At 69.3% G+C, this 9,784-nt stretch carries 6 protein-coding genes, 1 pseudogene and 1 riboswitch; of the genes and pseudogenes, 6 read left to right on the top strand and 1 reads right to left on the bottom strand.

Annotated elements, in window-relative coordinates:
- The 5 genes and pseudogenes from FZ938_RS11460 to FZ938_RS11440 form a co-directional block, all read left to right on the top strand.
- A pseudogene (locus FZ938_RS11460) lies at positions 1-273 on the top strand (branched-chain amino acid ABC transporter permease); the annotation flags it as partial.
- Positions 273-2,435, top strand: a complete 2,163-nt coding sequence (locus FZ938_RS11455; protein WP_149198579.1) for a methyl-accepting chemotaxis protein — start codon at positions 273-275, stop codon at positions 2,433-2,435. The pseudogene FZ938_RS11460 and the gene FZ938_RS11455, both read left to right, overlap by 1 nt.
- Positions 2,436-2,446: 11 nt before the next feature.
- Positions 2,447-3,196, top strand: a complete 750-nt coding sequence (locus FZ938_RS11450) for an electron transfer flavoprotein subunit beta/FixA family protein (RefSeq protein WP_149198578.1) — start codon at positions 2,447-2,449, stop codon at positions 3,194-3,196.
- 109 nt (positions 3,197-3,305) lie between these two features.
- The gene (locus FZ938_RS11445; RefSeq protein WP_149198577.1) at positions 3,306-4,232 is read left to right on the top strand and encodes an electron transfer flavoprotein subunit alpha/FixB family protein; all 927 of its coding nucleotides are present in this window, start codon (positions 3,306-3,308) and stop codon (positions 4,230-4,232) included.
- Between the two features lie 107 nt (positions 4,233-4,339).
- Entirely contained in the window at positions 4,340-5,230 is an 891-nt protein-coding gene (locus tag FZ938_RS11440; RefSeq protein WP_149198576.1) for a VOC family protein, read from the top strand.
- 44 nt (positions 5,231-5,274) lie between these two features.
- Here the strand turns inward: FZ938_RS11440 and FZ938_RS11435 are convergent, their stop codons facing one another.
- On the bottom strand, positions 5,275-7,764 hold the full coding sequence (locus FZ938_RS11435; protein ID WP_246457409.1) for a hybrid sensor histidine kinase/response regulator: 2,490 nt from the start codon (positions 7,762-7,764) through the stop codon (positions 5,275-5,277).
- Positions 7,765-8,011: 247 nt separating this feature from the next.
- Between FZ938_RS11435 and murJ the strand changes: the two genes are divergently transcribed.
- Positions 8,012-9,598 carry a murein biosynthesis integral membrane protein MurJ gene (gene murJ / locus FZ938_RS11430; RefSeq protein ID WP_149198575.1) on the top strand — a complete coding sequence of 529 codons (1,587 nt, stop codon included), beginning with the start codon at positions 8,012-8,014 and terminating at the stop codon, positions 9,596-9,598.
- A gap of 34 nt (positions 9,599-9,632) precedes the next feature.
- A riboswitch (SAM riboswitch) is annotated at positions 9,633-9,712 on the top strand.
- The last annotated feature ends 72 nt before the right edge of the window (positions 9,713-9,784 follow it).

Here is a 9,784-nt window from a genome sequence, read left to right as displayed (position 1 = left end):
AAGGCGCTGGTGTTCCAACTCGCCAGCCTGACCGACGTGACGTGGCAGATGTCGGGCGAGGTGGTGCTGATGACGCTCTTGGGCGGCATGGGCACGCTGTTCGGGCCGGTGGTGGGTGCCGGGCTGGTGGTCACGCTGGAAAGCTACCTCGCCTCCACCAGCCTGCCGGTGCCGGTCGTCATCGGCTGCATCTTCGTCGTCTGCGTCCTGCTCTTCCGCCGCGGCATCGTCGGCGAGCTGATGGCCCGGTTGCCCGGAAAGGGGAATCGCTGATGTCCCGCCCCAAAGGAAAGGATTTGCTGCTGCGTCACAGGATTCCCGGCGCGCTGGTAGGCGCCGCGGTGGTCACGGCGATCCTGCTCGGCGGCTTCGCCTACTCCGCGGCATCGAGCCGCCTGCGCGCGGCGGCCGGCGAAAAGCTGGTGGCGCTGGCCGATGCCCGCGCCGCCAGCGTGCGGTCCTACCTCGACGGTCTGGAGGGCGACGTCGTGCTGACCGCCAACACCCGGTCCATGCGCGACGCGGCGGTGGCCCTCGTCAACGGTTGGCGGATCGAAGCCGACCGTGGCGATCCCACCGCCCTGCTGCGCAAACGCTATGTCGACGACAATCCCCATCCGGCGGCCGAGCGCTACAAGCTGGAGAAATCGGCCGACAACGCCATGTACGACACGGCGCATCTGCGCCTGCATGGCTGGATGAGTGATCTGATGCAGCGGCGCGGCCTGGCCGACGTGCTGCTGGTGGCGCCGGACGGCACCGTCCTTTACAGCGCCGCCAAGGGCGACGATTTCGCCAAGCGGGTCGCCGACGGCGCGTTGCGTCGGCTGGTGGACGGCATCGTGGCGGGCACCATGGCCGGTGAGGCCATGATCGCCGACTTCGCGCCCTATGCCGCCGGCAAAGCCGCCTCCGCCTTCCTGGCGGCGCCGGTCGCCCTTCGGTTCCCGGACGGTCGCCAACAGCTTCTGGCGACGCTGGTATTCAGGATCGAAGCGGGCGGGCTCGACCGCATCATGTTGGCGAGCGACGGCATGGGAGAAACCGGAGACACCTTCCTGGTCGGCGAGGACGGGCGTCTGCGCAGCACGCCGCGTTTCTCCGGCGGGCAGGGCATACTGGCGCCTTATGACAGCCCCGTCGTCGCGGCGGCGAAAACCGACCCCGACCATATCGGCGTCATGGAGGCCACCAGCTTCGGCGGCGGCTCTCCGGCGCTCGCCGCCTATCGGCCGGTGAGCCATGGCGGGCTGCATTGGCTGGTGCTGGCGGAGGCGTCGGTCGACGAAATCCAGGCTCCGGTCCGCGCCATGCGCAACCAGATGATCGGGGTGGGCGCCGCCCTGCTCCTGGTCGTCAGCCTCGCCGGAATCCTGCTGGCCCGCGGCATCGTCCGGCCGCTGACGGCCATGTGCGCGGCGATGCAGCGCCTCGCAGAGGGCGACCGCCGGCTGGAAATCCCCGCGACCGAAAGGGGCGACGAGATCGGGCGGATGGCCGGAGCCATGCAGGTCTTCAAGGAGGCGTTGATCCGCGCCGACGTGCTCCATGCCGAACAGGAGCGTGTCCGTGCCCTGCGCGACGAGCGGGCGCAGGAACTGGAGCGGATGACGCAGGATTTCGACCTGCGGGTTGGCGGCATCGTCCGGGCGGTAACCGCGGCGGCCGAGGGGCTGGAGGCGACGGCACGCTCTATGAGCATCGGTGCAGACCGCACGCTGAACGAGGCGACCAGCGTCACCGCTGCGGCCGACGAGACGGCGGCCAGCGTCGGCACGGTGGCGTCGGCGGCCAACCAGCTGAGCGCCTCGATCACCGACATCAGCCGCTATATCGACGAATCCGGCCGCATCACCCAGGCGGCCGTCGGGGCGACGGCTGAAGCCGGAGAGACCATGCGCGTGGTGGTGGAGACGGCCGGCCGCATCGGCGCGGTGGTCCAGTTGATCCACGACATCGCGGCCCAGACGAACCTGCTGGCGCTGAACGCCACCATCGAGGCGGCACGGGCGGGCGAGGCCGGCAAGGGCTTCGCCGTCGTCGCCGGCGAGGTGAAGCATCTGGCGGCGCAGACCGCGAGGGCGACCGACGAGATCGGCAGCCAGATCGCCACCATGCAGTCGGTGACCGACGGCGCCGCCGCCGCCATCGGTCAGATCGTCGCGGTGATCCAGGACATGGGCCGTATCTCCGGCATCGTCGCCGAAGCGGTGGAGGAACAGGAAACGGCGACCGCCGAGATCGCCACCAATGCCGCCCAGGTCGCCAAGGCCACTCATTCCGTCACCACCATCATCGACAGCGTCGCGCGGTCGGCCGACACCACCAAGACTGCGGCGGGGGACGTGCTGAGCGCCTCCAACGATCTCGCGCGGCAGGCAGGGGACCTCCATCAGGAGATCAATCGCTTCCTTGCAGACATCAGAGCCGCATAAGGATGCAAGCCATGAAGATCCTCGTCCCCGTGAAGCGGGTCGTCGACTACAACGTGAAGGTCCGCGTCAAGGCGGATGGCAGCGGCGTCGAGACCGCCAACGTGAAGATGAGCATGAACCCCTTCGACGAGATCGCCGTCGAAGAAGCCGTGCGGTGCAAGGAAGCCGGCACGGCGACCGAGATCGTCGTGGTCTCCGTCGGCCCGACCCAGGCCCAGGAGACCCTGCGCACCGCTCTCGCCATGGGTGCCGACCGCGCCATCCTGGTGCAGACCGACGTGACGACCGAGCCGCTGGCCGTCGCCAAGCTGCTGAAGGCGCTGGTCGAGAAGGAAGCACCGGGGATGGTGATCCTCGGGAAGCAGGCGATCGACGACGACTGCAACCAGACCGGCCAGATGCTGGCCGCCCTGCTCGGCTGGGGCCAGGGCACTTTCGCCTCGAAGGTGGTTGCCGGCGAAGGCAAGGTCGCCGTCACCCGCGAGATCGACGGTGGGTTGGAGACGGTGGAGCTGAAGCTGCCGGCGGTGGTGACCGCCGACCTGCGGCTGAACGAGCCGCGCTATGCCTCGCTGCCCAACATCATGAAGGCGAAGAAGAAGCCGCTGGAGACCGTCATGCCGGACGCGCTGGGCGTCGATGTGACGCCGCGGCTGACCACGGTGAAGGTGGCCGAGCCGGCCAAGCGTCAGGCCGGCATCAAGGTGCCGGACGTCGCCACGCTGGTCGACAAGCTGAAGAACGAGGCGCGGGTGATCTGAGCGCCGGCCCCGGTGCCCCCACCCCGACCCTCCCCTGCGAAGCGGGGGAGGGTCGGGGTGGGGGCAAGGCTCTGCACTGCCAACACCCCGCCCGCCAGAGGAACCCGCCATGCCCATCCTGATCCTCGCCGACCACGACAACGTCACCCTCAAGCCCGCCACCGCCCATGCCGTGACCGCCGCGAGCAAGCTCGGCAGCGACATCCACCTTCTGGTCGCCGGCCGCAACGCCGCCCCCGCCGCCGAGCAGGCCGCCAAGCTGGCCGGCGTCGCCAAGGTGCTGCTCGCCGACGATGCCGCCTACGAGCACGCGCTGGCCGAACCGGTCGCGGCGCTGCTGGTGTCGCTCGCCTCCGGCTACAGCCATGTCCTCGCCGCCGCCACCTCGGTGGGCAAGAACGTGCTGCCGCGCGTCGCGGCGCTGCTCGACGTGGCGATGATCTCCGACACCACCGCCGTGGTCTCCGCCGACATTTTCGAGCGGCCGATCTATGCCGGCAACGCCATCGCCACCGTGCAGTCGTCCGATCCGGTGAAGGTCGTCACCGTCCGCACCACCGCCTTCGAGGCGGCGGCAGCCACCAACAGCGCCCCGGTCGAGAGCGTCGCCGCCGTCGCCGATCCCGCCCTGTCCAGCTTCGTCTCGGTCGAGCTGTCGAAGTCGGAGCGGCCGGAACTGACCTCCGCCCGCATCGTGATTTCCGGCGGTCGCGGCATGCAGTCGGGCGACAATTTCCACCTGCTGGAGGCCATCGCCGACAAGCTGGGCGCGGCGGTTGGCGCCAGCCGCGCGGCGGTCGATGCCGGGTTCGTGCCGAACGATTATCAGGTCGGGCAAACCGGCAAGATCGTGGCACCGGAGCTGTACGTCGCCGTCGGCATCTCGGGTGCGATCCAGCACCTCGCCGGCATGAAGGACAGCAAGGTGATCGTCGCGATCAACAAGGACGAGGAGGCGCCGATCTTCCAGGTCGCCGACTACGGCCTCGTTGCCGACCTGTTCAAGGCCGTTCCGGAGCTGCAGCAGGCGCTGTGACGATCAGGCCGGGCCTCCCACGAGGAGGCCCGGCCGCTTCGCACTTGCCGCGGCGGGCCGGCTGTTCTATCGCTGGCGGCACAGCAACCCGACAGCGGCAGGACGCCATGAGCATCGACGGCATCACCGGACTGGACCATCTGGTCATCGCCACCCGCGACCTGGACGCGGCGCGCGACGCCTATACCCGGCTCGGCTTCACCGTGACGCCGCGCGGCCACCACACCCAGCTGAAGTCGGCCAACCACACCATCCTGTTTCCGACCGGCACCTATCTGGAATTGCTGGGCATCGAGGAGCAGCGGCCGGCCAACGCCCACTACGCCGCCTTCCTGCGCGAGCGCGAGGGCATCGCCGCCGTCGCGCTGAAGACGCCGGACGCCCGCGCCGCCGCCCAGCCGCTGACCGCCGCCGGCTTCCCGGTGTCGGAACCCGTCGATTTCGGCCGCCCGGTGGAACTGCCCGGCGGCACCCGTGACGCCAATTTCACCATCACCCAGATCGACCCGGCCGCCACCCCGGCCGGCCGTGTCTTCCTGTGCCAGCACCACACGCCCGATCTGGTCTGGCGCCCCGACCAGATGGAGCACGCCAACGGCGCCACCGGACTGGAAGCGCTGGTGATCGCCGCCGCCGATCCCGACGCGGTCGCCGCGACCTATGCGAAGCTGCTGGGCGGCACCGTCACCGACCGCGGTTCCGCCCGCGTGGTGGAACCGGCAGGGTCCGGCGACGGTCAGGTCCCGGTGCTGGTTGCCACGCCGGACCGGCTGAATTGGGCCTGGACCTCCGATCCGGCCTTCTCCATCGCTACCCTGCCCTTCTTCGCCGGCTTCGTGCTGCGTGTCGCCGATCCGGTCAAGACCCAGCAGGTTTTGCAGAAGAGCAAGTTCCCGACGGTGGTGGGCGAAGGCGTGCTGCGGGTCGGGTCGGCCAGCGCCTGCGGTGCCATGATCGCCTTCGCGCAGGATTTCGACCTGAACAGCCTGATCCCCTGACCAACCTCGGATGCCAAGTCAGGTGATCGTCTCAGGCAAGCGTCTCAGGCGACCGTCTGGCGTTCGCGCAGAATCGGCTCCAGGGCCTCGGCCACCGCGCGTCGCAGGTCGGCGGCGATCACCGGCTTGTGCATGACGCGGAAATTGCCGGCCTCCGCCTCCTGAGCGCGGGCGGGAGCGGTGTCGCCGGTGACCAGGATGCCGGGCAGGATGCGGCCGAGCGCCAGCCGGACCTCCCGGATCGCCTCGGTTCCGGTGCGGCCGTCGCGCAGACGGTAATCGGCAACGATCAGGTTGGGAACCGGCCCGCGATTGGCGAGGTCGAGCGCCTCGCTGCAGGATTCGGCCGCCAGGACGACATAGCCCCACTCCTCCAGCATGGCGCGCATCCCTTCGCGCACGATTCCATCGTCCTCGATCACCAGCACGGTGGTGGCGAAGCCCGGCAAGGGTGCCAGCGGAGCGGGCATGGTCTTGGCCGCCGGCGCGTCGGCGATCGGCAGTTCCACCGTGAAGACCGATCCCTCGCCGGGGGCGGACCGCACCGTGACCTGATGGTCGAGCATCGCCGACAGCCGCCGCACCACCGCCAGACCGAGCCCAAGGCCCCGGTCGCGGTTGCGGCTGGGATTGCCGACCTGAACGAACTCCTGGAAGATGTCCTCCTGCTGGTCGGCCGGGATACCGATGCCGGTGTCCCACACCTCGATCCGCAGCATTCGGCCCCGGCGGCGGCAGCCGATCAGGATGCGCCCCCTGTCGGTGTAGCGCAGCGCGTTCTCCACCAGATTCTGCAGGATGCGGCCCAACAGCATGGGATCGCTGCGGACATGGGCGCTGCATGGCACGATGTGCAGGATCAGCCCCTTCTGGACGGCGACGGAGCGGCTGTTGGCTGCCACGCGGTCCATCACCTCCTGCAGCGGAAACACCTCCACTTCCGGAATCACCGCCCCGGCCTCCAGACGGGAGACGTCGAGCAGCCCGTCCAGCAGCATCTTCAGGGCGCCCAGCGCCCGATCCATGGTGCCCAGGACATTGCGGGTCATGCCGTCGCTGACGCGGGTGGACAGCACCTCCATCAGCAGCATCAGCGACTGTACCGGCTGGCGCAGATCGTGACTGGCCGCCGCCAGGAATTTCGACTTCGCGACGTTCGCAACGTCGGCCTCCCGCCGGGCTTCCGTCAGCGCCGCCTGGGCCCGCTTGTGCTCGGAGATGTCGCGGACGGTGGCGATCAGGCTGACCAGACGGTTGTCGTGATCGCGCACCGGCGACGCGCTCAGTTCCAGGCAGCGCGGACCTTGCGGGTCCGCCCCGTCCGCGACAAGGCCGGGACGGGTCAATTCCACCCGCGCGTCCCGGCCCACCACGATGGCGTCGCGCAGCGGCTGCAGTGCCGCCCTGTCGTTCGTCGCCCGCTCCAGCGCGGTCAGCGCGCCACTGCCCATCAGGGCGGAGATCGGCGCACCCAGCAGCTGTTCCAGCGCCGGATTGACATAGACGATGGGCATGCCTGGCTGGGTGGCGTCGGCGATCATGATGCCGTCGTTGCTCCAGGCCAGCGCCCGGTTGCGCACACGCAACGCCCGGTCGGTGTGGCGGCGCCATTGCAGTTCGACGATGAAGGCGATGACGAACAGCAGGATCACGACCGTGGTGGCGACCGCCCAGCCGATATAGAGGCGGGCATTGTCGCGCCAGGGTCCGAACACCGTCTCCACAGATTCGCCGACGACCGCGATCACCGGGTAATCTGGAGCCGACCGGAAGGCGGTGATCCGCTCCACGCCGTCGATCGGGCTGATCAGGCGCATATGGCCGACCGGATGCTGCTTGATCGCCTGCCAAAGCTCTCCATTGGCCGAATCGCGGTTCGACGCCGCGTTCATCCCCGCATTGCGGGCGATGATGATGCCGTCGGAGCGCAGCAGCGCCGCCGCACCGTCCGGCGGCAGGCCGAGTACGCGGTAATAGCGGACGAAGGATTCGACCGGAATGTCGGCGACGGCGATCCCGGCAAAGGTACCGTCGGTGTTCTCCAGCCGGCGCGACACCGGGATGATCAGGTCATGCGTCTCCGACGAGGCATAGGGAATGCCGATCACCAGCCCGCGCGGCGCGCTGTCACGGGCGATGCGGAACTCGTCGCGGTCGGCGATGGACCCCTGGAAGGTTGCCCGTCCCCCGCCCATGGTCAGCAAGCCCGAGGCGTCATAGACGCGGACGCCCACCACCAGCCCCTCTTCGAAGGCGCGGCGCGAATCCAGGCGCATGGCGCGGTTGCGCTCGGTGTTGGCGATCAGGTCCAGCAGCAGGTCGTCGACCCGGCGGAAGGTGGAAACCGCATGCTCCTCCACCAGACGGGCGACGACGGCGGTCTTCTCATGGGCCGTCTGGTCGAGCAGGCGCTCTTCCCGATGCAGACGGTCGAGCAGAATCCACCACAGGGCGGCGATGGCCAGTGCAACCGCCAGGGCAGGCAGGACCAGCCGCCCGCCGAAACCGGAAAAAAGCCAGAGCGCCCGCTTCACGTATACCCCGAACGCAGTGGATCGTCCGCCGGCCGCGTCCATCGGCGAAAATGTGGACGGCAGCGGCAGGCGGACGCCAGCATGCCGTAACGCCCGTGCCGACGCAACGCCATTACCGGCAAGGTGGCAGCGGCGGACAGTTGCTCCACCCAGGCAGACCAGCGCCATCACCACCACCAACGGCACCGCACCCACTGCGCCGAAAAGCCGGCTTTGCCGCGCTTCCCTTGCCGGCTATACCGCCGCGATGAATTTCGCACGCGCCATCGCCACCGTCGGCGGCCTGACCCTGCTGAGCCGGCTGGCCGGCTTCGCACGCGACATCCTGACCGCGGCCATGCTCGGCGCCGGGCCGGTCGCCGACGCCTTCTTCGTCGCGCTGAAGCTGCCCAACCTGTTCCGCCGCCTGTTTGCGGAAGGCGCCTTCGGCGTCGCCTTCGTTCCGCTCTTCGCTGCAGAGTTGCAGACCCGCGGGCGCGCAGCCGCCATCCGCTTCGCGGAGGAGGCGCTGGCGATGCTGCTGGCGATGCTGCTGCCCTTCACCCTGGCCGCCGTCGTCGCCATGCCCTGGCTGATGCATGGTCTGGCCCCCGGCTTTTCGGACGAGCCGGCCAAGTTCGCCCTGGCGGTGGACATGGCGCGCCTGACCTTCCCCTATCTCGCGCTCATCTCGCTGGTGGCACTGCTGGGCGGGGTTCTGAACGCGCTCGACCGTTTCGGCCCGTTCGCCGCCGCCCCCATCGCCTTCAACCTGACGCTGGTCGCCGCCCTGCTGATCGCCCCGCGGCTGGGGCTGGAGCCCGGAACCGCCATGGCGGCTGCGGTCACGCTGTCGGGTGCGGTGCAGGTCGGCTGGATGGCCTGGGCCTGCGGCAAGGCGGGCGTCGCCCTGCGGCTGCGTCCGCCGCGCGTGACGGAAGGGATGCGCCGGCTGTTCCGGCTGATCGGGCCCGGCGCGATCGGGGCCGGGGTCATGCAGATCAACCTGTTCCTGAACATCGTGCTGGCCTCGCTGCTGCCGTCGGGCGCGGTGTCCTTCCTTTATTATGCCGACCGGCTGAACCAGATGCCGCTGGGCGTCATCGGCATCGCCATCGGCACCGCCCTTCTGCCGGTTCTGGCCCGCCATGTCGCCGCTGGGGACGAGCGGATGGTCCGCCATTACCTGAGCCGCGCACTGGAGTTCAGCCTGCTGCTCGGCCTGCCGGCGGCGGTCGCGCTGGGTGTGGCGGGAGCGCCGATCGTCTCCGTCCTGTTCCAGCGCGGCGCCTTCGGCCCGGAGGAGGCGCAGGCCACGGCGATGGCGCTCGCCGCCTATGCCGTCGGCATCCCTGCCTATGTGATCGTGAAGTCGCTGAACGCCGCCTTCTTCGCCCGGCACGACACGGTGACGCCGGTGCGCGTCGCCATCATCGTGACGGTGGCGACCGCACTGCTGGCGCTGCTGCTGATGCCCTGGCTGGGCCATGTCGGAATCGCGCTCGCCACCGGTTTGACTGCATGGCTGGATGTCGGGCTGCTGGTCGCGGCAATGCGGAGGCGCGGCCTGTTCGACCTGGACGACCGGCTGAAACGCCGTGCGCCGCGCATCGCAATTGCGGCAGCCGGCATGGGGGCGGCACTTCTGGTCGGCGACCGTGTGCTGGCGCCCTGGCTGGCTGCGTCATCCACCGCGGTGCGGTTCGCCGCCCTGGCGCTGCTGGTGGCCGGCGGGGCGGCGACCTTCGGGGGACTGACGATGCTGCTTGGCGGGGCGAAGCTTGGGGACATGAAGGGAATGCTGTCGAAATCCTCCTCTCCGCAAGGAGCAGAGGAGACCGCAAGTCATGGCTAGCCGCACTTGACGGCGGTCATACGCAGTCGTACAAGCGACCCCACGTGGTGATTTGGTCGACCGGCTTGCGGGCCACGTAAAACAATCCGCTAAAAAGGTCCGAGCCGCGTCCGCGCCTCGACCCGATCGGTCGGGGCGTTTTTTGTTTGCGGCCGGCCTCGCCCCACCGGCGATCATCAGGGGAGA

This window comes from Azospirillum oryzae (genome assembly GCF_008364795.1).
GTDB lineage: Bacteria > Pseudomonadota > Alphaproteobacteria > Azospirillales > Azospirillaceae > Azospirillum > Azospirillum oryzae.
Note: the sequence above shows the minus strand (reverse complement) of the source record. Positions and strands in the feature narration are given on the sequence as shown.

What these genes read in the sequence shown, in the direction of transcription:
- FZ938_RS11450 (WP_149198578.1), top strand. Translation starts at nt 2,447, where the DNA reads ATGAAGATCCTCGTCCCCGTGAAGCGGGTCGTCGACTACAACGTGAAG.
- FZ938_RS11455 (WP_149198579.1), top strand. Translation starts at nt 273, where the DNA reads ATGTCCCGCCCCAAAGGAAAGGATTTGCTGCTGCGTCACAGGATTCCC.
- FZ938_RS11440 (WP_149198576.1), top strand. Translation starts at nt 4,340, where the DNA reads ATGAGCATCGACGGCATCACCGGACTGGACCATCTGGTCATCGCCACC.
- FZ938_RS11445 (WP_149198577.1), top strand. Translation starts at nt 3,306, where the DNA reads ATGCCCATCCTGATCCTCGCCGACCACGACAACGTCACCCTCAAGCCC.
- murJ (WP_149198575.1), top strand. Translation starts at nt 8,012, where the DNA reads ATGAATTTCGCACGCGCCATCGCCACCGTCGGCGGCCTGACCCTGCTG.